At 60.4% G+C, this 22,356-nt stretch carries 19 protein-coding genes; 2 read left to right on the top strand and 17 right to left on the bottom strand.

Annotation, left to right across the window (positions count from 1 at the left end):
- Positions 1-10: 10 nt before the first annotated feature.
- From nuoH to MRY17_RS15280, 16 genes are all read right to left on the bottom strand, one after another.
- Positions 11-1,018, bottom strand: a complete 1,008-nt coding sequence (nuoH, locus tag MRY17_RS15355) for an NADH-quinone oxidoreductase subunit NuoH (RefSeq protein WP_124424056.1) — start codon at positions 1,016-1,018, stop codon at positions 11-13.
- Positions 1,015-3,729, bottom strand: coding sequence for an NADH-quinone oxidoreductase subunit NuoG (gene nuoG, locus MRY17_RS15350; protein ID WP_243352410.1), 2,715 nt, complete (start codon positions 3,727-3,729; stop codon positions 1,015-1,017). The genes nuoH and nuoG overlap by 4 nt, the downstream gene beginning before the upstream one ends.
- A 136-nt stretch (positions 3,730-3,865) precedes the next feature.
- A complete protein-coding gene (gene nuoF / locus MRY17_RS15345) occupies positions 3,866-5,224 on the bottom strand; it encodes an NADH-quinone oxidoreductase subunit NuoF (protein WP_057024316.1) in 1,359 nt (452 codons plus the stop codon).
- A complete protein-coding gene (gene nuoE / locus MRY17_RS15340) occupies positions 5,221-5,718 on the bottom strand; it encodes an NADH-quinone oxidoreductase subunit NuoE (protein WP_003232080.1) in 498 nt (165 codons plus the stop codon). Before nuoE ends, nuoF begins: the two co-directional genes overlap by 4 nt.
- 2 nt (positions 5,719-5,720) lie before the next feature.
- Entirely contained in the window at positions 5,721-7,505 is a 1,785-nt protein-coding gene (gene nuoC / locus MRY17_RS15335; protein ID WP_243352409.1) for an NADH-quinone oxidoreductase subunit C/D, read from the bottom strand.
- 72 nt (positions 7,506-7,577) lie between these two features.
- A complete protein-coding gene (locus tag MRY17_RS15330; RefSeq protein WP_191951894.1) occupies positions 7,578-8,252 on the bottom strand; it encodes an NADH-quinone oxidoreductase subunit B in 675 nt (224 codons plus the stop codon).
- A 10-nt stretch (positions 8,253-8,262) separates the two neighbouring features.
- A complete protein-coding gene (locus tag MRY17_RS15325; protein WP_003192109.1) occupies positions 8,263-8,676 on the bottom strand; it encodes an NADH-quinone oxidoreductase subunit A in 414 nt (137 codons plus the stop codon).
- A gap of 639 nt (positions 8,677-9,315) precedes the next feature.
- Positions 9,316-10,641 (bottom strand): isocitrate lyase, encoded by a 1,326-nt coding sequence (gene aceA, locus MRY17_RS15320; protein WP_025858968.1) that lies wholly within the window; start codon positions 10,639-10,641, stop codon positions 9,316-9,318.
- Positions 10,642-10,818: 177 nt separating this feature from the next.
- Complete coding sequence (locus MRY17_RS15315; protein WP_243352408.1) at positions 10,819-11,556, bottom strand: secretin N-terminal domain-containing protein; 738 nt, start codon at positions 11,554-11,556, stop codon at positions 10,819-10,821.
- Between the two features lie 220 nt (positions 11,557-11,776).
- On the bottom strand, positions 11,777-12,199 hold the full coding sequence (locus MRY17_RS15310) for a GNAT family N-acetyltransferase (protein ID WP_181284191.1): 423 nt from the start codon (positions 12,197-12,199) through the stop codon (positions 11,777-11,779).
- Complete coding sequence (locus tag MRY17_RS15305) at positions 12,192-13,358, bottom strand: cupin domain-containing protein (protein ID WP_181284190.1); 1,167 nt, start codon at positions 13,356-13,358, stop codon at positions 12,192-12,194. Before MRY17_RS15305 ends, MRY17_RS15310 begins: the two co-directional genes overlap by 8 nt.
- An 84-nt stretch (positions 13,359-13,442) precedes the next feature.
- Positions 13,443-14,813, bottom strand: coding sequence for an adenylosuccinate lyase (gene purB, locus MRY17_RS15300; protein ID WP_181284189.1), 1,371 nt, complete (start codon positions 14,811-14,813; stop codon positions 13,443-13,445).
- A gap of 125 nt (positions 14,814-14,938) precedes the next feature.
- Positions 14,939-15,562, bottom strand: a complete 624-nt coding sequence (gene hflD / locus MRY17_RS15295) for a high frequency lysogenization protein HflD (RefSeq protein WP_003192101.1) — start codon at positions 15,560-15,562, stop codon at positions 14,939-14,941.
- Complete coding sequence (gene mnmA, locus MRY17_RS15290) at positions 15,559-16,683, bottom strand: tRNA 2-thiouridine(34) synthase MnmA (protein ID WP_243352407.1); 1,125 nt, start codon at positions 16,681-16,683, stop codon at positions 15,559-15,561. Before mnmA ends, hflD begins: the two co-directional genes overlap by 4 nt.
- Before the next feature lie 59 nt (positions 16,684-16,742).
- A complete protein-coding gene (locus MRY17_RS15285; protein WP_243352406.1) occupies positions 16,743-17,189 on the bottom strand; it encodes an NUDIX hydrolase in 447 nt (148 codons plus the stop codon).
- Between the two features lie 219 nt (positions 17,190-17,408).
- Positions 17,409-19,634, bottom strand: a complete 2,226-nt coding sequence (locus MRY17_RS15280; protein ID WP_243352405.1) for an NADP-dependent isocitrate dehydrogenase — start codon at positions 19,632-19,634, stop codon at positions 17,409-17,411.
- Between the two features lie 494 nt (positions 19,635-20,128).
- Between MRY17_RS15280 and icd the strand changes: the two genes are divergently transcribed.
- Entirely contained in the window at positions 20,129-21,385 is a 1,257-nt protein-coding gene (gene icd / locus MRY17_RS15275) for an NADP-dependent isocitrate dehydrogenase (protein ID WP_191951889.1), read from the top strand.
- Between the two features lie 56 nt (positions 21,386-21,441).
- Here icd and cspD read toward each other — a convergent pair whose 3' ends face one another.
- Complete coding sequence (cspD, locus tag MRY17_RS26440) at positions 21,442-21,750, bottom strand: cold shock domain-containing protein CspD (protein ID WP_181284185.1); 309 nt, start codon at positions 21,748-21,750, stop codon at positions 21,442-21,444.
- Between the two features lie 224 nt (positions 21,751-21,974).
- On the opposite strand from cspD, the gene clpS reads away from it, so the two are divergent.
- The gene (gene clpS / locus MRY17_RS15265; protein ID WP_005789091.1) at positions 21,975-22,343 is read left to right on the top strand and encodes an ATP-dependent Clp protease adapter ClpS; all 369 of its coding nucleotides are present in this window, start codon (positions 21,975-21,977) and stop codon (positions 22,341-22,343) included.
- Positions 22,344-22,356 lie beyond the last annotated feature (13 nt).

Raw genomic sequence — 22,356 nt, 5'->3', positions numbered from 1 at the left:
GGTCAAATCCTCACTGAACCGCGGCAGCCGGCGTGTTCATCAACACGACGGCAGCCGTCACCAGCAAATTGATCAGGGTCAGCGGCAGGCAGAATCTCCAGCTGAAATCCATCACCTGGTCATAGCGCGGGCGCGGAATCGAGGCGCGCAGCAGGATGAACAGCATGATGAAGAACGCGGTCTTCAAGAAGAACCAGAAGAAGGCCAATTGCGGCAGGATGCCGAACGGACCGTGCCAGCCGCCGAAGAACAGCGTGACCAGCAGGGCCGAGATCAAGATGATGCCGATGTACTCACCGACAAAGAACATGCCCCACTTCATGCCGGCATATTCAATGTGGTAACCGTCGGCCAGTTCCTGTTCCGCTTCCGGCTGGTCGAACGGGTGACGGTGAGTCACGGCCACGCCAGCGATGAAGAAGGTGCAGAAGCCAAAGAACTGCGGAATGATGAACCACAGGTTCTGTGCCTGGTACTCGACGATATCGCGCATGTTGAACGAGCCAACCTGCACCACGATGCCCATCAGCGCCAACCCCATGAACACTTCATAGGATACGGTTTGCGCCGAAGCACGCAAGCTGCCCAGCAGGGCGAACTTGTTGTTGCTCGACCAGCCGGCGAACAGCACCGCATACACCGACAGACCGGCCATGGCGAAGAAGAACAGCAGGCCGATGTTCAGGTCCGCCACGCCCCAGGTCGGGGTGATCGGGATGATCGCAAAGGCGATCAGCAAGGCGCTCATGGCCACGACCGGCGCCAGGGTGAAGATCACCTTGTCGGCGAACGGCGGCGTCCAGTCTTCCTTGAAGAACATCTTCAGCATGTCGGCGGCGATCTGGAACATACCGAACGGGCCAACGCGGTTCGGACCGTAACGGTCCTGCCACCAGCCCAGCAGGCGACGTTCGACGAAGCTGAGCAGGGCGCCCGCAACGACCACGGCCAACAGGATCACGATGGCCTTGACGACCGAGATGATCACGTCGATCACTTCAGGGGTGAACCAGGTCATTGCGCTGCCTCCTGCAGACCGTCAACGGTTTTGCCAAAGATTGCCGCAGGAATACCGGCGATGCCTTTTGGCAATGCCACCAGGCCGGCGCCCAACGCTTCGTTGATGCGCAGCGGCAGGCGCAGGGTCTGGCCGGCCACGTTCAGGCTGAGCAGCGCACCGTCGTTGACGCCGAGGCGGTCGGCTTCGGACTTGGCCAGGGCCACGTAAGGCGCGGGAATGCGTTCCTGAACCGGCGCGGCCTTGGAAGAAGTCTCTTCGCTGCCGAACAGGTGGAAGAACGGCACGACCTGCCAGGTACCCTGGGCCGGGTTGAACGGACGCGGTACCGCAGCGAACCAGTTCAGCGAATCTCCGGTGCTTTCGATCAGGCGGGTGCCCGGGTCGCCGGCGCGGATGTGACCACCGACTTCGTCCTGGAACTTGTTCCAGGCCTGCGGCGAGTTCCAGCCCGGCGACCAGGCGAACGGCACCTGCTGACGCGGCTCGACCGAACCCGAGTAACCTTCCATGGAGAAGGCGAACGCGGTGTCGTTATCTTGCGGGGTACGCGGTTCGTGCACGCTGATGTTGGCGCGCATGGCGGTGCGCCCGGAGTAACGCAGCGGTTCACGGGCCAGTTTCAAGCCCTTGATGCGGAACGCGGCGGACGGCGCGGCGTCGACGATACGCGCCAGCTGCGGCGCGCTGGCGGCGGTGGCGGCAGTCACGTGGTCGAGCTGGGTCCAGTCGATCGGCTGGTTCAGCAAGGTCGCGCGCAGGGCATGCAGCCAGCGCCAGCCTTCGTGCACCAGGATGCTGGCGTCCATGTACTTCGGATCGAACACCTGGAAGAAACGCTGGGCGCGGCCTTCCTGGCTGACCAGGGTGCCGTCGCCTTCGGCGAAGGTGGCAGCCGGCAATACCAGGTGGGCGCGTTCGCTGGTGGCGGTCTTCTGGTGGTCCGTGACGATCAGCACCTTGGCGGCGTTGAGCGCAGCGTCAACCTTGGCCGCAGCGGTACGGGTGTACAGGTCGTTTTCCAGCACCACGATGGCGTCGGCATTGCCGTCGATCACCGCTTGCAGGGCCGCGTCCACGGATTCGCCACCGAGCATGGCCAGGCCAAGGCTGTTGGCTTCCGGTACAACCAGGCTGATGGAGCCGTTCTTGTCACGCAGCTTCAGGGCCTTGGCGATGTTGGCGGCGGCTTCGATCAGCGCCTTGGAACCCAACGAGGTACCGGCGATGATCAATGGGCGCTTGGCGGCCAGCAGGGCGTCGGCGATGCGTTGGGCCAGTTCCACGGCTTCAACGTCCAGGCCTTCGACGGCCGGTGCGCTGGCGTCGAGGGCGTGGGCCACGGCGAAACCGAGGCGGGCGAGGTCGTCCGGTGCGGCGTGGACGCATTCTTCGGCGATGTCGTCGAGCTTGGTTTCAGCCAGGGACGCGATAAACAGCGGGTTCAGCGCGTGCTGGCCGATGTTCTTCACTGCAGCGTCGAGCCAAGGCTGTACGCGCATGGCGTCGGCCATGTCTTCGGCCTTGCCTTTGACCGACTGGCGCAGCGACAGCGCTATACGCGCGGCGGTCTGGGTCAGGTCTTCACCGAGCACGAAGATCGCATCGTGGTCTTCGATGTCGCGCATGTTCGGCACGGGCAGGGGGCTGTCATTCAGCACTTGCAGAACCAAGCGGATGCGCTCCAGCTCGCCGGCTTCGATACCGCTGTAGAAGTGCTCGGCACCCACCAGCTCGCGCAACGCGAAATTGCTTTCGAGGCTGGCGCGGGGCGAACCGATCCCGACGATGTTACGGCCACGCAGCAGGTCGGCGGCCTTGTCCAGCGCCGCGTCCACGCTCAGCTTGGCGCCGTCGGCCAGCAGCGGCTGGCGTGGACGGTCTTCGCGGTTGACGTAGCCATAGCCGAAACGGCCACGGTCGCACAGGAAGTACTGGTTGACCGAACCGTTGAAGCGGTTTTCGATACGACGCAGTTCGCCGTAGCGCTCGCCCGGGGAGATGTTGCAACCGCTGGAGCAGCCATGGCAGATGCTTGGCGCGAATTGCATGTCCCATTTGCGGTTGTAGCGCTCGGAGTGAGTCTTGTCGGTGAACACACCGGTGGGGCAGACCTCGGTGAGGTTGCCGGAGAACTCGCTTTCGAGCACGCCGTCTTCAACGCGACCGAAGTACACGTTGTCGTGGGCGCCGAACACGCCCAGGTCAGTGCCGCCGGCATAGTCTTTATAGAAGCGCACGCAGCGGTAGCAGGCGATGCAGCGGTTCATTTCGTGGGAAATGAACGGGCCGAGGTCCTGGTTCTGGTGGGTACGCTTGGTGAAGCGATAACGGCGCTCGTTGTGGCCGGTCATCACCGTCATGTCTTGCAGGTGGCAGTGACCGCCTTCCTCACAGACCGGGCAGTCGTGGGGGTGGTTGGTCATCAGCCATTCGACCACGCTGGCGCGGAAAGCCTTGGATTCTTCATCGTCGATGGAGATCCAGGTGTTGTCGGTGGCTGGGGTCATGCACGACATGACGATACGACCACGGGTGTCGTTCTCGTCGGTGTATTGCTTGACCGCACACTGGCGACAGGCACCGACGCTACCAAGCGCGGGGTGCCAGCAGAAATACGGGATGTCGAGGCCGAGTGACAGACATGCCTGTAACAGGTTGTCCGCCCCATCGACTTCGAGCGCTTTGCCGTCTACGTGGATAGTGGCCATGGTTCAAAGTTCTTCGTTGGCCCGTTGTCAGCGGGCGTGGCTAATGGAATCTTGTTATTCATGTGCATCAACACAGCCATCAAGGCGTCCGCACATGAGAAAAGCGAAGGGCACGGACCCTTCGCCTTTTTAAGCGTTACGCACCGACCATCGTCGGTGATACCACCTGAGTGAGTTCGCCCGCGCGGGTTGGCGCGATGCCGGCCTCGAATTCAGGGCGGAAGTATTTGATTGCGCTGCCCAATGGCTCCACGGCGCCCGGTGCGTGAGCACAGAAGGTCTTGCCTGGGCCAAGGAAGCCGACCAGCCCGAGCAGGGTTTCGATATCACCCTCGCGACCTTCGCCGTTTTCCAGCGCCATCAGCAGCTTGACGCTCCACGGCAGACCGTCGCGGCAAGGGGTGCAGAAGCCGCAGGATTCACGGGCGAAGAACTGCTCCATGTTGCGCAGCAGCGAGACCATGTTCACCGTGTTGTCCACCGCCATCGCCAGGCCGGTGCCCATCCGGGTGCCCACCTTGCCGATGCCGCCGGCATACATCTGCGCGTCGAGGTGCTCGGGCAGCAGGAAACCGGTGCCGGCGCCGCCTGGCTGCCAGGCTTTCAAGGTGTAGCCGTCGCGCATGCCGCCGGCGTAGTCCTCAAACAGCTCGCGCGCGGTGACGCCAAATGGCAGTTCCCACAGGCCAGGGTTCTTGACCTTGCCAGAGAAGCCCATGAGCTTGGTGCCCATGTCTTCGCTGCCTTCACGGGCCAACGATTTGTACCAGTCCACGCCGTCGGCAATGATCGCCGGCACGTTGCACAGGGTCTCGACGTTGTTCACGCAGGTCGGCTTGCCCCACACGCCCACGGCGGCAGGGAAGGGCGGCTTGGAGCGCGGGTTCGCGCGGCGGCCTTCGAGGGAGTTGATCAGTGCGGTTTCTTCTCCGCAGATATAACGCCCGGCGCCGGTGTGCACGAACAGTTCGAAGTCAAAGCCGGAACCGAGGATGTTCTTGCCCAGCAGGCCCGCGGCCTTGGCTTCTGCCACGGCACGGTTGAGGTGCTTGGCGGCGGTGGTGTATTCGCCGCGCAGGAAGATGTAGCCCCGGTAGGTTTTCAGCGCGCGGGCACTGATCAGCATGCCTTCGATCAGCAGATGGGGCAGTTGCTCCATCAGCATGCGGTCTTTCCAGGTGTTGGGCTCCATTTCATCCGCGTTGCACAAAAGGTAGCGGATGTTGATGGATTCGTCTTTGGGCATCAGGCCCCATTTCACGCCCGTGGGGAAGCCTGCACCGCCACGGCCTTTGAGGCCGGCGTCCTTCACGGTCTGGACGATGTCGTCCTGGGCCATGTCGGCGAAGGCTTTGCGCGCAGCGGCGTAACCGTTCTTGGCCTGGTATTCGTCGAGCCATACCGGCTCGCCGTCATCACGCAGGCGCCAGGTCAGCGGGTGGGTCTCGGCCGAACGCTTGATCAGGTTGGCCGGGCCGAAAGATGTCAGGGTCATGGGTAGCCCTCGAGCAATTGGGTCACGCCAGCAGGCTGTACGTCACCGAATGTGTCGTCGTCGATCATCAACGCCGGCGCCTTGTCGCAGTTGCCCAGGCAGCACACCGGCAGCAGCGTGAAGCGGCCGTCGGCGGTGGTCTGGCCCAGGCCGATGCCCAGCTTTGCCTGTATTTCGCTGACCACGGACTCGTGGCCACCGATGTAGCAGACCATGCTGTCGCACACGCGAATGATGTGGCGGCCCACCGGCTGGCGGAAGATCTGGCTGTAGAACGTGGCCACGCCTTCAACGTCGCTGGCGGGGATGCCGAGGATCTCGCCGATGGCGTAGAGAGCGCCGTCCGGCACCCAGCCACGTTCCTTCTGGACGATCTTCAGGGCTTCGATCGACGCCGCGCGCGGGTCTTCGTAGTGATGCAGCTCGTGCTCGATGGCCGAGCGCTCGGTTTCACTCAAGGTGAAACGGTCTGTCTGGATAAGCGTGCTGTTCATGCTTAGCGGTCCACGTCGGCCATAACGAAATCGATACTACCCAGGTACGCAATCAAGTCCGCGACCATCTCGCCTTTGATCACCGAAGGGATCTGCTGCAAGTGCGGGAAGCTTGGGGTGCGAATCCGGGTGCGGTAGCTCATGGTGCCGCCATCGCTCGTCAGGTAATAACTGTTGATACCCTTGGTCGCTTCGATCATCTGGAAGGACTCGTTGGCCGGCATCACCGGGCCCCACGAAACCTGCAGGAAGTGCGTGATCAGGGTTTCGATGTGCTGCAGCGTGCGCTCTTTGGGCGGCGGCGTGGTCAGCGGGTGATCCGCCTTGTACGGGCCTGCCGGCATGTTGCGCATGCACTGCTCGATGATCTTCAGGCTCTGGCGCATTTCTTCGACGCGCACGATGCAGCGGTCGTAGGCATCGCCGTTGGCCGCCAGCGGTACTTCGAACTCGAAGTTCTGGTAGCCGGAGTACGGGCGCGCCTTGCGCAGGTCGAAGTCGCAACCGGTGGAACGCAGGCCGGCACCGGTGACGCCCCATTCCAGGGCCTCTTTGGTGTTGTATTGCGCGACGCCGATGGTACGGCCCTTGAGGATGCTGTTATCCAGGGCGGCCTTCTGGTATTCGTCCAGACGCTTGGGCATCCAGTCGATGAATTCCTTGACCAGGCGCTCCCAACCGTTAGGCAGGTCGTGGGCCACGCCGCCGATGCGGTACCAGGCCGGGTGCAGACGGAAACCGGTGACCGCTTCGATGACCTTGTAGGCGCGCTGGCGGTCGGTGAAGGTGAAGAACACCGGCGTCATGGCGCCCACGTCCTGGATGTAAGTACCCAGGAACAGCAGGTGGCTGGTGATGCGGAAGAACTCGGCCATCATGATGCGAATGGTGTCGACGCGGTCCGGCACCTTGATACCGGCCAGCTTCTCGACCGAGAGCACATACGGCAGGTTGTTCATCACGCCGCCGAGGTAGTCGATACGGTCAGTGTAGGGGATGAAGCTGTGCCAGGACTGACGCTCGGCCATTTTTTCGGCACCACGGTGGTGGTAGCCGATGTCCGGGACGCAGTCGACGATTTCCTCGCCATCCAGTTGCAGGATGATACGGAAGGCACCGTGGGCCGAAGGGTGGTTGGGGCCCAGGTTGAGGAACATGTAGTCCTCGTTGGTGCCCGAACGCTTCATGCCCCAGTCTTCCGGGTTGAAGCGCGCCGCTTCTTCCTCGAGCTGTTGCTTGGCCAGGGTGAGGCTGAAGGGGTCGAACTCGGTGGCGCGCGCCGGGAAGTCCTTGCGCAGCGGGTGACCTTCCCAGGTCGGTGGCATCATGATGCGGGTCAGGTGCGGGTGGCCCGGGAAGTCGATGCCGAACATGTCCCAGACTTCACGCTCGTACCAGTTGGCGTTCGGCCAGATGCCGGTCACGGTCGGTACGCTCAGGTCGCTCTCGCTCAGGGCGACCTTGAGCATCACGTCGCTGTTACGTTCCAGCGACATCAAGTGGTAGAACACGGTGAAATCGGCGCCACTGGGCAGGCCCTGGCGCTTGGTGCGCAGGCGCTCGTCCACGCCATGCAGGTCATAGAGCATGACGTAGGGCTTGGGCAAGTTGCGCAGGAAGGTCAGGACTTCGATGAGCCTGGCGCGGGCAACCCACAACACGGGCATGCCGGTGCGGGTCTCCTGGGCGGTGAACGCCTCGGCGCCAAAACGGTTGTTCAGTTCGACGACCACGTCCTGGTCGTTTGCCTTATAAGGCGGGATGTACAGAGCACTGCCTGTAGTCATGGTTTTTTATCGCTTTCGGTCAACGTAAAGAATGAAGCCAGGTTATCGTTCTATAAAAGAAGCGGTGCTGGATCAGACTTCGTCGGGGCTGCGCAGATTGGTGACTGCGATTCGCTGTTCGCGGCGCTGTTCCTTTTGCGACGGCATGTCGGCGCGGTACACGCCTTGATCGCCGACGACCCAGGACAACGGGCGACGCTCCTGTCCGATCGATTCCTGCAGCAACATCAAGCCTTGCAGGAACGCTTCGGGGCGGGGCGGGCAGCCGGGCACGTAGACATCCACCGGGAGGAACTTATCGACCCCCTGGACCACGGAATAGATGTCGTACATGCCACCGGAATTGGCACAGGCGCCCATGGAAATGACCCACTTGGGTTCCAGCATCTGTTCATACAGGCGCTGGATGATGGGGGCCATTTTCAGGAACGGCGTACCGGCGATAACCATGAAATCCGCCTGGCGCGGCGATGCCCGGATCACTTCGGCGCCAAAGCGCGCGATATCGTGGGGCGCCGTGAAGGCGGTGGTCATTTCCACGTAGCAGCACGAAAGGCCGAAGTTGTACGGCCACAGGGAGTTTTTACGCCCCCAGTTGACCGCGCCACTCAGCACGTCTTCCAGCTTGCCCATGTAGATGTTCTTGTGGACTTGGTCTTCTAACGGGTCGGAAACGGTTTGCCGTTCGCCGATGGGGTACTGCTCGTTAGGAGCATCCGGGTTGATCCTGGTGAGATTGTATTGCATTGCCAAAGCCTCATTGTTTCAGCTTCGCCTGCCGCTTGCGACGAGCTTCCGGAGCCCAGTCAAGGGCGCCCACTCGGAACAGGTAGACAAGACCTGCCAACAGAATTGCTATGAAAACGAGAGCTTCGACGAATCCGGTCCAGCCGCTTTCGCGGACGGACACAGACCAGGCAAAGAGAAAGAGGGCTTCGATATCGAAGATCACGAAGAGCATCGCGACCAGATAGAATTTGGCTGAGAGCCGCAAGCGGGCGCCACCTGTAGGTAGCATGCCGGACTCGAACGGTTCGTTTTTGCTGCGACCCCAGGCTTTTGACCCGAGGAGGCTGGAGACGCCGAGCATGAAGGCGCAAAGCCCCACAACACCGAGGAGGAAAATGGCAAAGCCCCAGTTGTGGGCCATGAGTCCTGTCGCGTCGGTCATGCTGGAAATCCTTAACAGAGAGCAAAGGTCTCTGAGCTCGAAAAAGTAACGATGCAGTGACGATATGTCGCACTGCAATCAATCTCGGTGATTTTATGGCTAAACACCGGGCAAGTAAAATTCCTGTGGCGAAATTATTCGGTGGAATAAGCACATAGTGCACCTTTATGGGGCTGTAGCCCTTGCGGGACGGGCATTAGCGGGCTTTTTATGAAATGTGTTTTGTTTAAGTGGTAAAGAAGTTTTCTCATTCCAAATGATAATGAATATTGTTTGCGCGGGGTTTAAGCGAATGTTTCTCGTGTGGCGGGGGAAGTTGCCGTTACTTGGTTGAGTGTCGCTTAGTTGGTGGTGCGGATCTTTTAACGGATTTGACCGGGGCAGATACCGCTCTGGATCAATGTTTTGCGCAAAATCCATTGTGGGAGGGGGCTTGCCCCCGATTGCGGAGTGCCAGTCAGCACATCTGTTGCTGATCCACCGCTATCGGGGGCAAGCCCCCTCCCACATTTTGATATGCGTTGTTCCAGCAGCATTTCTTACGCGCAAAAAAAACGCCCCGAACCAGTCGGGGCGTGATTGTTGCGCGGCACTGCGGTTAGGTCTTCCGTGGGGCGGCAGTGGCCGTGTACGCGGTGCTTAGTGGAACTGCTCTTCTTCGGTCGAACCGGTCAGCGCGGTCACGGACGAAGTGCCGCCCTGAATCACGGTGGTCATGTCGTCGAAGTAGCCGGTGCCCACTTCCTGCTGGTGCGCCACGAAGGTGTAGCCTTTGGCGGCGTCAGCGAATTCCTGCTCCTGCAGCTTCACGTAGGCGGTCATGTCGTTGCGGGCGTAGTCGTGCGCCAGGTTGAACATGCTGTGCCACATGTTGTGAATGCCGGCCAGGGTGATGAACTGGTGCTTGTAGCCCATGGCCGACAGTTCACGCTGGAACTTGGCGATGGTCGCGTCGTCCAGGTTCTTTTTCCAGTTGAAGGAGGGCGAGCAGTTGTAGGACAGCAGTTGGTCCGGGTATTCCTTCTTGATCGCTTCGGCGAAACGACGGGCTTCGTCCAGGTCCGGCTTGGCGGTTTCGCACCAGATCAGGTCGGCGTACGGCGCGTAGGCCAAGCCGCGGGCGATGGCCTGGTCGAGACCGGCGCGCACTTTATAGAAGCCTTCCTGAGTACGTTCGCCGGTGACGAATGGCTGGTCGTACGGGTCGCAGTCCGAAGTCAGCAGGTCGGCGGCGTTGGCATCGGTGCGCGCCAGGATGATGGTCGGCGTACCGGCCACGTCAGCGGCCAGGCGGGCAGCGGTCAGCTTCTGTACGGCTTCCTGGGTTGGAACCAGTACTTTGCCACCCATGTGGCCGCATTTCTTCACCGACGCCAGTTGGTCTTCGAAGTGCACGCCGGCGGCGCCAGCCTCGATCATGCTCTTCATCAGCTCGTAGGCGTTGAGCACGCCACCGAAACCGGCTTCGGCGTCGGCCACGATAGGGGCGAAGTAGTCGATGTAGCCTTCATCGCCCGGACCCTTACCGGCTTTCCACTGGATCTGGTCGGCGCGACGGAACGAGTTATTGATGCGCTTGACCACGGTTGGAACCGAGTCCACCGGGTACAGCGACTGGTCGGGGTACATGGATTCAGCGGAGTTGTTGTCCGCTGCCACTTGCCAGCCGGACAGGTAGATCGCCTGGATACCGGCTTTTACCTGTTGCACTGCCTGGCCGCCAGTGAGGGCGCCCATGCAGTTGACGAAATCTTTGTCGGGACGGAAGGACGGCTTGGCACCCTGGGTGACCAGGTTCCACAGCTTCTCGGCGCCGAGTTTTGCAAAGGTGTGCTCAGGTTGGACCGAGCCACGCAGGCGGACGACGTCAGCAGCGGAATAAGCGCGGGTCACGCCTTTCCAGCGTGGGTTTTCAGCCCAGTCTTTTTCAAGGGCTGCAATTTGCTGTTCGCGTGTCAGTGCCATGTAGATAAACCTCGTCGTCGCGTCTTGTAGGGTTCGAAGGCCCTTGCCAGGGCCCTTGATTAGCGGGAGCGAGGCCATCATGCACAGCCTTTTCAGGGGCGTCAAACATTTTGTAGTGCTTTTTTTTAAGCACTACATCTTTGGTCTAATACGACTAGCAAGTCAGTTTTTGGTGCTTCAGTTCAGCGTATCGACTTTTACCCGCAAAGTCAGATCATCGCGACCCTGAGTAGAGTAGCTGCGGGTTGTAGAGGATTTATCGGCCTGGGTCTCGCGGTTGATGCCGGCCAGGGAGATCCATTCGCCCAGGCGGCCACTGACACTTGTGTCGGTACTTTGCATGTTCACTACATCGGGACGTTCCTGGCTCATGCGGTCACGATTGGTACTGATGGCCAGGTGGACGGTCTCGCCGGTGACGCTTGCGGTCACGTAGAAACCCTGGGTGACGTTTCGATACTGGGTCTGGTTTTGCAGGCGGCCGTAGCTGTCCTGCTGGGTCGTGGTCAGCGGTACGCTCTGGCCGACCTGGATCAGCGCGGGTACGCCTTCACTGGCCTGGATCTGCTGGATGCCGCCGTCGCGGCTGGTGGTGCCGTAGCTGATGATACGAGTCTGGCTGTCGCCGCTGCTCTGCTGGTTGCTTTCGCTGGTGTCGACGGTGATCAACAGGCGCTTGGCCGGCGTGTCGAGTTGAGCGAGCAGGGCGCGCAGACCTTCGATCTTCGCCGGATCCGCGTTGACAATAAGCTGGTTGCCATAGGCGCTGACGGTGCCGTCCTTGCCAATGAAATTCTGCGCTACCGGCAGCAGATCGGCGCTGGTACGGTTGCTCAGGTTGACCACTTCGGTGTCGGCCACAGCCGTGACGCTGGCGGTCAGGAGCATGGCGGTGAGCAGGGTGCGTAGGGACATGTCCGTTATCTCTGCGAGTCATTTGGCTTGATAGTGCCAGTTTGTCGGCCTGGTGGGGGGCAAGTTGAATGCTGGACAGCAAAATGCCCTGGCAAGGCAGGGCATTTTTTTGGTGTGGCTGAAATAGTCATCGGGGGCAAGCCCCCTCCCACACTTAAGGATGTACTCGGTCAAAATGTGGGAGGGGGCTTGCCCCCGATAGCCGCGACACGGTCCCGGATCAGTCCCCACGCACCATATCCACATGCGGAATCCCGACTTCAAGAAACTCGTCGCTGACGATCTTGAAACCCAGCCGCTCATAGAACGGCGCCGCATACACCTGTGCACTCAGAAACTGGCGGGTCTGGCCACGTTTTTCGGCCACGCCGATCACCGTTTCCATCAGCTTGTCGCCGACCCTCAGCCCGCGCCAGTCCTTGAGTACCGACACGCGGCCGATCTCGCCGCTGGGCAGCAGCCGAGCAGTGCCAATCGGGAAGTCACCTTCGAACGCCAGAAAGTGCATCGCACCGGCGTCGTCCGCGTCCCATTCCAGCTCGGGTGGAACCGATTGTTCAGCGATGAATACCGCTTCACGAATGCGCCGAATCTCGTCGATATCCTTTCGCCAGTCCGCGACACTTACGTGAATCCTATTCATCCGCAAACCCCAGGCTGCCTTGCTTGACCAGTTCGCACAGCAGGTCGCGACCGTCTTCATCAGCCAGCCATTGGCCAAGGTTTTCGCTGTGCAAGGCATCGGCCGAGCACACCAGTTTCAACAGTTCGCGCAGTTTGCCCGGCAGGTAACGGCTCTGGCCGCTGGCGAACAGCAATACGTCGTCGTCCACTTCCGACCAGGCCATGCGTGCGCTCGGGTTGCGCACCAGGATCGCGCCGTCTTGCAGGCTGTTGATGAAATCGTCCTCGCCCAGCTCTTCGCCCGCCACCAGCTCCGGGTAGCGCGGTTCGGTCATGAACTGGCCGAACCAGGTCAGCAGCATGCGCTCGTCGCTCATGTGCTCGGCCAGCAGGCTCTTGAGGCGGTCCAGTGCATCGCTCTGAATCTGATGCGGGTCGCTGACCGGCTGGGCGTCGGCATCGGTGTAGCGCTCTTCGTCGGTCAGGTACTGGGCGAGGAAGTCGGTGAAGTGCGTCAGCACTTCAGCGGCGCTCGGCGCGCGGAAGCCTACCGAGTAGGTCATGCAGTCGTCTTCGGCAATGCCGAAGTGCGCCAGGCGCGGCGGCAGGTAGAGCATGTCGCCCGGTTCGAGCACCCATTCAGCGCTTTCTTCGAATTCGGCGAGGATGCGCAGGTCAGCGTGCTGCAGCAGCGCACTTTCAGAATTGCACATTTGGCCGATTTTCCAGTTGCGCTTGCCCTGGGCTTGCAGCAGGAACACATCGTAGTTGTCGAAGTGCGGGCCCACGCTACCGCCCGGCGCGGCGAAGCTGATCATCACATCGTCGATGCGCCAGCTTGGCAGAAAGCGAAAGTGCTCGAGCAATTCGGCGACTTCCGGCACGAATTGGTCGACGGCCTGTACCAGCAGGGTCCACTCGCGCGCGGGCAGGGTGCTGAAGGCATCTTCGGCGAACGGGCCGCGACGCAGCTCCCACGGGCGCTCGCCGTGTTCGATCACCAGCCGCGACTCGACTTCTTCTTCCAGCGCCAGGCCTGCCAGTTCGTCGGCGTCGATCGGGCTTTCGAAGTCGGGGATGGCCTGGCGGATCAGCAGCGGTTTTTTCTGCCAGTAGTCGCGCAGGAATTCCCGTGCGGTGATGCCGCCCAGAAGTTGAAGAGGGATATCAGGATTCATGTGTAACCTATTGAAAAAAAGCACTTTTAAGACAGGAATAAAAACGCCCGGCGCGGCCGGGCGTCTCAAAGGGTCGTGCGATGATCAGATGCGCTTGGCTTGCTCTACAGCGTTACCGATGTAGTTGGCCGGGGTGAGCAGTTTCAGCTCGGCCTTGGCGGCGGCTGGCATGTCCAGGCCGTCGATGAAAGTTTGCAGCGCGTCGGAGGTGATCCCCTTGCCGCGCGTCAACTCTTTGAGCTTCTCGTAAGGGTTTTCGATGTTGTAGCGGCGCATCACGGTCTGGATCGGCTCCGCCAGGACTTCCCAGCAGGCATCCAGGTCTGTGGCGATTTTCTGCTCGTTGAGCTCCAGCTTGCTGATGCCCTTGAGGCTGGCTTCGTACGCGATCACGCTGTGGGCGAAGCCCACGCCAAGGTTGCGCAGTACGGTGGAGTCGGTCAGGTCGCGCTGCCAGCGCGAGATCGGCAACTTGCTGGCCAGGTGCTGGAACAGCGCGTTGGCGATACCCAGGTTGCCTTCGGAGTTTTCGAAGTCGATCGGGTTGACCTTGTGCGGCATGGTCGACGAACCGATTTCACCGGCAATGGTGCGCTGCTTGAAGTAGCCCAGGGAGATGTAGCCCCAGATATCGCGGTCAAAGTCGATCAGGATGGTGTTGAAGCGCGCAATCGCGTCGAACAGCTCGGCAATGTAGTCGTGCGGTTCGATCTGCGTGGTGTAGGGGTTGAAGCCCAGGCCCAGCTCGTCTTCGATGAAGGCGCGGGCGTTGGCTTCCCAGTCAATCTCGGGGTAGGCCGACAGGTGTGCGTTGTAGTTACCCACGGCGCCGTTGATCTTGCCCAGCAATGGCACGGCGGCGACCTGAGCGATCTGACGCTCCAGGCGGTACACCACGTTGGCCAATTCCTTGCCCAGGGTGGTCGGCGATGCCGGCTGGCCGTGGGTGCGCGACAGCATCGGCACGGCGGCGAAGCGGATCGCCAGTTCGCGGATCGCTTCGGCGGTCTGGCGCATCAGTGGCAGCATCACGTCATCACGGCCTTCGCGCAGCATCAGGGCGTGGGACAGGTTGTTGATGTCCTCGCTGGTGCAGGCAAAGTGGATGAATTCGCTGACCTGGGCCAGTTCCGGCAGCTTGGCCGCTTGCTCTTTGAGCAGGTATTCGATGGCCTTGACGTCGTGGTTGGTGGTGCGCTCGATCTCTTTTACACGCTCGGCGTGCTCCAGGGAGAAGTTTTCCGCCAGGGTATTCAAGACAGCGTTGGCCTCGGCGGAAAACGCCGGCACTTCGCTGATGGCAGGGTGAGCGGCCAGGCGCTGGAGCCAGCGCACTTCAACCAGGACACGGGCACGGATCAAACCGTATTCGCTGAAAATAGGGCGCAGGGCCTGGGTTTTGCCGGCGTAGCGGCCGTCAACAGGGGAAACCGCAGTGAGCGAAGAAAGCTGCATGGGGTGTTCTCGGACAGTCGGGCAACGAAATGGGGCGCGTATCATACATGAAAACATCCGCCGGTCCGTCGCCAACTGACCGGCGTATTACGCGTAACGGCTTGAAAAAGGTCCGCTGGTGCGACTTATTCGTTGCGCATCAACGGGTAAAGCTCTTTGAGCAATTTGCGCCGGCTGATCACCAATTGCCAACGATGGCCGCCCAATTGACGCCATAACCGCGCCGAACGAATACCTGCCAGCAGCAGCGCGCGGATTTTCGAGGCGTTGTTGGGTTGCTGCAGGTTGCGCATGTCGCCGTGCACCTGGATGCGCTGGCGCAAGGTGCTCAAGGTGTCCTGGTACAGCGCGCCACAGGCTGCGATCACGTTTTCGTGGGCCGGGCCGAAGTGTTCTACCTGGGACTGGATCTGTGGCAGGCGCTTGCCGATGGTGTCCAGCAGATCGTCGCGCTTGGCCAGTTGGCGCTCAAGACCAAGCATCGACAGGGCGTAGCGCAACGGCTCGCGCTGCAAGGTGCTGGGGTCGCGCTCCAGGGCGCCGATCAGGGCGCGATACCCTTCACGCAAGGCCAGGTCGTCGCCGCCGTAGACTTCCAGGGTGTCCTTGGGGTCGCGGATCAACAGGCTGCCGAGCATGCAGGTCAGGCCGGCTTCGGTGACCTGGCCGGTCTTGGCGATCTTGTCCACCAGTACCGCAGCGAGAAATACACCGCCAAGGGCTGTCAATTGCTCCTGGGTCGGGCTCATGCCGGGTTGCTCCAGGCTTGCGCGACTTCGATGACGCCGCCGCCCAGGCAGATTTCGCCGTCATAGAACACCACGGATTGGCCTGGGGTGACCGCGCGTTGCGGGTCATCGAAGGTGGCGCGGTAGCCCGTGGCGGTTTTTTCCAGGGTGCACGGCTGGTCGCTCTGGCGATAGCGCACTTTGGCGGTCAGGCGGCGTGGCGTGCTCAAGTCGATCGGGTTGACCCAATAGATCTCCGAGGCCAGCAGCGCGCCGGAGAACAGCAACGGGTGTTCGTTGCCCTGGCCGACGATCAGTACGTTGTTTTCCAGGTCCTTGACCAGCACGTACCACGGCTCTTCACCGGCGTCTTTCAAGCCGCCGATACCCAGGCCCTGGCGCTGTCCGATGGTGTGGTACATCAGGCCGTGGTGGCGGCCGATTACTTCACCGTCAGTGGTCTTGATCTCGCCCGGCTGCGCCGGCAGGTACTGCTTGAGGAAGTCGCTGAAGCGGCGCTCGCCGATAAAGCAGATGCCGGTGGAGTCTTTCTTCTTGGCGGTGGCCAGGCCATGTTGCTCGGCGATCCTGCGCACTTCGGGCTTTTCCAGCTCGCCGACCGGGAACAGGGTCTTGGCGATCTGTTCACCGCCGACCGCGTGCAGGAAGTAGCTCTGGTCCTTGTTCGGGTCGAGGCCCTTGAGCAGTTCGGTACGGCCATCGATATCGCGGCGGCGCACGTAGTGGCCAGTGGCAATCAGGTCGGCGCCAAGCATCATGGCGTAGTCGAGGAACGCCTTGAACTTGATCTCGCGGTTGCACAGGATGTCCGGATTCGGCGTACGGCCGGCCTTGTATTCGGCCAGGAAGTGTTCGAACACATTGTCCCAGTACTCGGCGGCGAAGTTGGCGGTGTGCAGCTTGATGCCAATCTTGTCGCACACGGCCTGGGCGTCCGCCAGGTCGTCCATGGCGGTGCAATATTCCGTTCCATCGTCTTCTTCCCAGTTCTTCATGAACAGGCCTTCCACCTCATAACCCTGCTCCATGAGCAGAACGGCGGAAACGGAAGAATCCACGCCGCCGGACATGCCGACGATGACGCGCTTCTTTTGTGTGTCAGAAGGGGCTGGATCACGCATAGGGTTTCAACGGGTGTCTTGAAAAAGGACGCGATTCTAGCAGGCCTGGGCCCGCAAGGCTAAAGAGAAGGACGGATCAATTCCAGGCTGTGGCGCTGGCCGGCCAGATAATCATCGATACAGCGGATGATCAGCTCGCTGCGCCAGTCGTCGCGTACGGCCATCAGCTCGTCACGGGTCAGCCAGCGGGCACGGAGGATGCCTTCGTCGAGTTGATAGTCGGGGTGGTGTTTCAGCGCTTTGGCGATAAAGCAGACCCGTTGATAGGTCACGCCATTGCTTGGGGCGGTATACAGGTAGATGCCGACGATGCCGGTGGGTTGGACGTCCCAACCGGTTTCTTCGAGGGTTTCGCGCACGGCGGCTTCGGTCAGGGTTTCGTTCGGGTCCAGATGGCCCGCGGGCTGATTGAGCACGGCACGGCCGCCCTTGAGTTCTTCGACCATCAGGAAGCGGCCGTTGTCTTCGACGAGGGTGGCGACGGTGATGTGGGGGAGCCAGGTCATAGTTGCCTCGATTCAGGACGCAGCGCGGTCTTACAGAGGGAATACAGTCAGTGTGGTAGGGGGCTTGCCCCCGATGAGGGAGTGTCAGTAAATACATCTGGGGCTGACCCACTGCCATCGGGGGCAAGCCCCTTCCCACATTTGATCCGGTTTCTTCAGTTCGATAGTGGAAACAGAAACCCCGGCACTTGGCCGGGGCTTCTTTGCATCGTTACAACCTTACTTCAACTTGGCAATCGCCGCATTGAGGGTGTTGCTCGGGCGCATGGCCTTGCTGGTCAGCTCGGGGTTCGGCGCGTAGTAGCCGCCGATGTCCACTGGCTTGCCCTGGACGGCGTTGAGTTCGGCAACGATGGTTGCTTCGTTCGCGGCCAGGGTCTGGGCCAGTTCGCCAAACTGCGCTTGCAGTGCAGTGTCTTCAGTCTGGGCGGCCAGGGCTTGTGCCCAGTACAGCGCCAGGTAGAAGTGGCTGCCGCGGTTGTCGATGTTGCCGACTTTGCGCGATGGCGACTTGTTGTTGTCGAGGAACTGGCCGGTGGCCTGGTCCAGGGTCTTGGACAGTACCAGGGCTTTCGGGTTGTTGTAGGTCACACCCAAATGCTCAAGGGAGGCGGCCAGGGCCAGGAACTCGCCCAGGGAATCCCAGCGCAGGAAGTTTTCTTCCAGCAACTGCTGCACGTGCTTTGGAGCCGAACCGCCGGCGCCGGTTTCGAACAGGCCGCCACCGTTCATCAGCGGCACAATCGACAGCATCTTGGCGCTGGTGCCCAGTTCCATGATCGGGAACAGGTCGGTGAGGTAGTCACGCAGTACGTTGCCGGTCACCGAGATGGTGTCCAGGCCCTTGCGGGTGCGCTCCAGGGTGAACTTCATCGCATCGACCGGGGCCATGATGCGGATGTCCAGGCCTTCGGTGTTGTGGTCTTTCAGGTAAGCCTGAACTTTCTCGACCACCACGCCATCGTGGGCGCGCTGAGGGTCCAGCCAGAAGATGGCCGGGGTGTTGCTGGCGCGGGCGCGGTTGACGGCGAGCTTGACCCAGTCCTGGATCGGCGCATCCTTGGTCTGGCACATGCGGAAGATGTCGCCGGCTTCGACGTTCTGTTCCATCAGCAGGTTGCCCTTGCTGTCGGTGACGCGGACCACGCCGTCAGCCTTGATCTGGAAGGTCTTGTCGTGGGAACCGTACTCTTCGGCTTTCTTGGCCATCAGGCCGACGTTCGGCACGCTGCCCATGGTGGTCGGGTCGAAGGCGCCATTGGCCTTGCAGTCTTCGATGACCGCCTGGTAGATGGTGGCGTAGCAGCGATCCGGGATCACCGCCTTGGTGTCGTGCAACTGGCCGTCGGTGCCCCACATTTTGCCGGAGTCACGGATCATGGCCGGCATCGAGGCGTCGACGATGACGTCGCTCGGCACGTGCAGGTTGGTGATGCCTTTGTCGGAGTTGACCATCGCCAGCGATGGGCGAGCGGCGTAGACCGCCTGGATGTCCGCTTCGATCTGCGCCTGCTGGTCAGCCGGCAGCGCCTTGATGCGGGCGTACAGGTCGCCGATGCCGTTGTTCAGGTTGAAGCCGATCTGCTCCAGCACGGTAGCGTGCTTGGCCAGGGCATCTTTATAGAACTCGGCAACGATCTGGCCGAACATGATCGGGTCGGAGACCTTCATCATGGTGGCTTTCAAGTGAACCGACAGCAGCACGCCTTGCTTCTTGGCGTCTTCGATCTCGGCGGCGATGAATGCGCGCAGGGCTTTCTTGCTCAGCACAGCGGTGTCGATGATCTCGCCGGCCTGTACCGAGGTCTTTTCCTTCAGCACGGTGGCGGTGCCGTCATGAGCGATCAGCTCGATCTTGACAGCATCAGCGGCTTCGATTTGTACGGCTTTTTCGCTGCCGTAGAAGTCGCCATTGCTCATGTGAGCGATGTGCGACTTGGAGTCGGCAGCCCAGGCGCCCATCTTGTGCGGGTGCTTGCGTGCGTAGTTCTTGACCGACAGCGGCGCGCGGCGGTCGGAGTTGCCTTCGCGCAGTACCGGGTTCACGGCGCTGCCCTTGACCTTGTCGTAACGTGCACGGGTTTCTTTTTCCGCGTCGGTGGTTACGGTTTCCGGGTAGTCCGGCAGGGCGTAGCCCTGGGCCTGCAGTTCCTTGATTGCGGCTTGCAGCTGCGGGGTCGAGGCGCTGATGTTAGGCAGCTTGATGATGTTGGCTTCAGGCGTAACGGCCAGGTCGCCCAGTTCGGCGAGGTGGTCCGGGATGGCCTTGGTGCCCAGTTGCTCGGGGAAGCTTGCGAGGATGCGCCCGGCGAGGGAAATGTCGCGGGTTTCCACGGCAATATCAGCGGAAGCGGTGAAGGCCTCTACGATAGGCAGCAGTGAATAGGTGGCGAGGGCTGGGGCTTCGTCGGTGAAGGTGTAGATGATCTTCGAGCGGGTGGGCATATTCGGATTAACTCTCTTCTTTGCTGAAAGCGTGCGCAGAAACTCGAGATGCGCCGGGTGGAGCGCGTTCGTTCAAAGTCATCCATGAGCGAAATGTCGAGGTTTCTTCGCGGTGATGTTGGGTTGCATCAGTCGAGCGTCAAGCGTTTGGACTATTGTATTAGTCCTGCTTTCTGGCTGAAGGCTACTGTCTAGAGCGGTCAACCGTCGTGACTCTTTGGTCAGCGGCGGCATTATACATAGGTCGCTATGCTTACGCTGAGCCTTCATACAAAAGGTGTGTCGTCCATTGGTCTAAAGGTCGCAGGCCGGCCGGGTGCGCCCAGCGTCGCACGTTGTGCTCAAGATTGGCGGTTTTACCTTTGTTTTCAGGCTTGTAGGCGACAAATTATGCTGTTTTCGAGGCAAATGAGCATGGCGCGAGGTTTCAGTCGCCATTTATCTGGAGTAGGCTCGAACGCAGCCAGATGTTCAATCCATAGATGGAGTTCAGCATGGGATACAAGAAGATTCAGGTTCCGGCAGTCGGCGACAAAATCACCGTCAATGCAGACCATTCTCTCAATGTTCCTGACCAACCGATCATTCCGTATATCGAAGGAGACGGTATCGGCGTCGACATCAGTCCGGTGATGATCAAGGTGGTCGACGCTGCTGTTGAAAAGGCCTACGGCGGCAAGCGCAAGATCTCGTGGATGGAGGTGTATGCCGGCGAGAAGGCGACTCAGGTCTACGACCAGGACACCTGGCTACCCCAGGAGACTCTGGACGCGGTCAAGGATTACGTGGTGTCCATCAAGGGCCCGCTGACCACGCCGGTCGGCGGCGGCATCCGTTCCCTGAACGTGGCCCTGCGTCAGCAACTGGACCTGTATGTATGCCTGCGCCCGGTGCGCTGGTTCGAAGGCGTGCCCAGCCCGGTCAAGAAGCCTGGCGACGTGGACATGACCATCTTCCGCGAAAACTCCGAGGACATTTACGCCGGCATCGAGTGGAAAGCCGGTTCGCCCGAGGCGATCAAGGTGATCAAGTTCCTCAAGGAAGAAATGGGCGTCACCAAGATCCGTTTCGATCAGGATTGCGGGATTGGCGTCAAGCCGGTGTCGAAAGAGGGCACCAAGCGCCTGGCGCGCAAGGCCCTGCAATATGTGGTGGATAACGACCGCGATTCGCTGACCATCGTGCACAAAGGCAACATCATGAAGTTCACCGAAGGTGCCTTCAAGGAATGGGCCTACGAAGTGGCGGCCGAAGAGTTCGGCGCGACCCTGCTCGATGGCGGGCCGTGGATGCAATTCAAGAACTCCAGGACCGGCAAGAATGTGGTGGTCAAGGATGCGATTGCCGATGCGATGCTCCAGCAGATCCTGCTGCGCCCGGCTGAATATGACGTGATTGCCACGCTTAACCTCAACGGCGACTACTTGTCCGACGCTCTGGCGGCAGAAGTGGGCGGCATCGGTATTGCCCCGGGTGCCAACCTGTCCGACACCGTGGCCATGTTCGAAGCCACCCACGGCACCGCACCAAAATATGCAGGCAAGGATCAGGTCAACCCGGGTTCATTGATTCTGTCGGCGGAAATGATGCTGCGGCATATGGGCTGGGTCGAAGCGGCGGATCTGATCATCAAGGGCACCAACGGCGCAATCTCGGCCAAGACCGTGACCTATGACTTCGAGCGCCTGATGGAAGGGGCGACATTGGTGTCGTCGTCGGGCTTTGGTGATGCGTTGATCAAACATATGTAAGCAGCCACGAAAAAGCCGGCCATTCTGTTGGTTCAGATTGGTCGGCTTTTTATTGGTCAGGCCAGGCGCAATGATCTATCAGGCAGTTCTTTTGCAGGTTTTTTCACCTTGACCTTCTTGCCCTGGCTGGTCGTTGGCTCGGCGGGGGCGTCATCCAGTTGGGGCACTGACTTTATTTTTACGGCATGCAAACCCTTGGGTCCTTGAATAGTTTCAAAGGAAACCGGTTGACCCGCCTTCAACGTTTTGTAGCCATCCATATCAATCGCTGAGTAATGCGCAAAAAGGTCTTCGTCCTTGCCGTCTTCAATAATGAAGCCGTAACCCTTGGCATTGTTGAACCACTTGACCTTACCTCTCGCCATTCCCTTATCCCTCTGCACCAGACTCCATCACTGGAGTATCATCCTGTCTATCCGTCCTAACCCGAATAAATAAGGTTGACTGCGCGGACCTTTTTTACCCACTGTGGGCTCTATTGGTTGTAACACCGATTTGCCGATAGTCAAGGCGACCAAAGGGTTGGAGTTGAAAATCTGACAGGTCGCCCCCACCACTGTATTTGAACCACTGACGAACCTTTCTTTCCATGCATGCAAATAGCCAGATTCGACTAACATTCAATCAGGATCGCCCGGATCAGGAACATGACGACGACGGTTCTGCAGGCATTGCTGTTCAGGAGGCCAAGCCTGCTTTACAGGCGCCGCCGATGTACAAGGTGGTTTTGTTCAATGATGACTACACACCGATGGATTTCGTGGTCGAAGTGCTCGAGGTGTTTTTTAACCTGAACCGCGAGTTGGCGACCAAGGTAATGCTGGCCGTTCACACAGAAGGACGGGCAGTATGTGGAGTGTTTACCCGCGACATCGCCGAGACAAAGGCCATGCAGGTCAACCAGTACGCCAGGGAAAGCCAGCATCCGCTACTCTGTGAAATCGAGAAGGACGGTTAACGCCGACCACTTG

The sequence above is a fragment of the Pseudomonas orientalis genome, from assembly GCF_022807995.1.
GTDB classification, from domain to species: Bacteria; Pseudomonadota; Gammaproteobacteria; order Pseudomonadales; family Pseudomonadaceae; genus Aquipseudomonas; species Aquipseudomonas orientalis_B.
Note: the sequence above shows the minus strand (reverse complement) of the source record. Positions and strands in the feature narration are given on the sequence as shown.

Excerpts from the sequence above, each read along its gene's own strand:
- nuoH (WP_124424056.1), bottom strand. The coding sequence starts at position 1,018 with ATGACCTGGTTCACCCCTGAAGTGATCGACGTGATCATCTCGGTCGTC.
- nuoG (WP_243352410.1), bottom strand. The coding sequence starts at position 3,729 with ATGGCCACTATCCACGTAGACGGCAAAGCGCTCGAAGTCGATGGGGCG.
- nuoF (WP_057024316.1), bottom strand. The coding sequence starts at position 5,224 with ATGACCCTGACATCTTTCGGCCCGGCCAACCTGATCAAGCGTTCGGCC.
- nuoE (WP_003232080.1), bottom strand. The coding sequence starts at position 5,718 with ATGAACAGCACGCTTATCCAGACAGACCGTTTCACCTTGAGTGAAACC.
- nuoC (WP_243352409.1), bottom strand. The coding sequence starts at position 7,505 with ATGACTACAGGCAGTGCTCTGTACATCCCGCCTTATAAGGCAAACGAC.
- MRY17_RS15330 (WP_191951894.1), bottom strand. The coding sequence starts at position 8,252 with ATGCAATACAATCTCACCAGGATCAACCCGGATGCTCCTAACGAGCAG.
- MRY17_RS15325 (WP_003192109.1), bottom strand. The coding sequence starts at position 8,676 with ATGACCGACGCGACAGGACTCATGGCCCACAACTGGGGCTTTGCCATT.
- aceA (WP_025858968.1), bottom strand. The coding sequence starts at position 10,641 with ATGGCACTGACACGCGAACAGCAAATTGCAGCCCTTGAAAAAGACTGG.
- MRY17_RS15315 (WP_243352408.1), bottom strand. The coding sequence starts at position 11,556 with ATGTCCCTACGCACCCTGCTCACCGCCATGCTCCTGACCGCCAGCGTC.
- MRY17_RS15310 (WP_181284191.1), bottom strand. The coding sequence starts at position 12,199 with ATGAATAGGATTCACGTAAGTGTCGCGGACTGGCGAAAGGATATCGAC.
- MRY17_RS15305 (WP_181284190.1), bottom strand. The coding sequence starts at position 13,358 with ATGAATCCTGATATCCCTCTTCAACTTCTGGGCGGCATCACCGCACGG.
- purB (WP_181284189.1), bottom strand. The coding sequence starts at position 14,813 with ATGCAGCTTTCTTCGCTCACTGCGGTTTCCCCTGTTGACGGCCGCTAC.
- hflD (WP_003192101.1), bottom strand. The coding sequence starts at position 15,562 with ATGAGCCCGACCCAGGAGCAATTGACAGCCCTTGGCGGTGTATTTCTC.
- mnmA (WP_243352407.1), bottom strand. The coding sequence starts at position 16,683 with ATGCGTGATCCAGCCCCTTCTGACACACAAAAGAAGCGCGTCATCGTC.
- MRY17_RS15285 (WP_243352406.1), bottom strand. The coding sequence starts at position 17,189 with ATGACCTGGCTCCCCCACATCACCGTCGCCACCCTCGTCGAAGACAAC.
- MRY17_RS15280 (WP_243352405.1), bottom strand. The coding sequence starts at position 19,634 with ATGCCCACCCGCTCGAAGATCATCTACACCTTCACCGACGAAGCCCCA.
- icd (WP_191951889.1), top strand. The coding sequence starts at position 20,129 with ATGGGATACAAGAAGATTCAGGTTCCGGCAGTCGGCGACAAAATCACC.
- cspD (WP_181284185.1), bottom strand. The coding sequence starts at position 21,750 with ATGGCGAGAGGTAAGGTCAAGTGGTTCAACAATGCCAAGGGTTACGGC.
- clpS (WP_005789091.1), top strand. The coding sequence starts at position 21,975 with ATGCATGCAAATAGCCAGATTCGACTAACATTCAATCAGGATCGCCCG.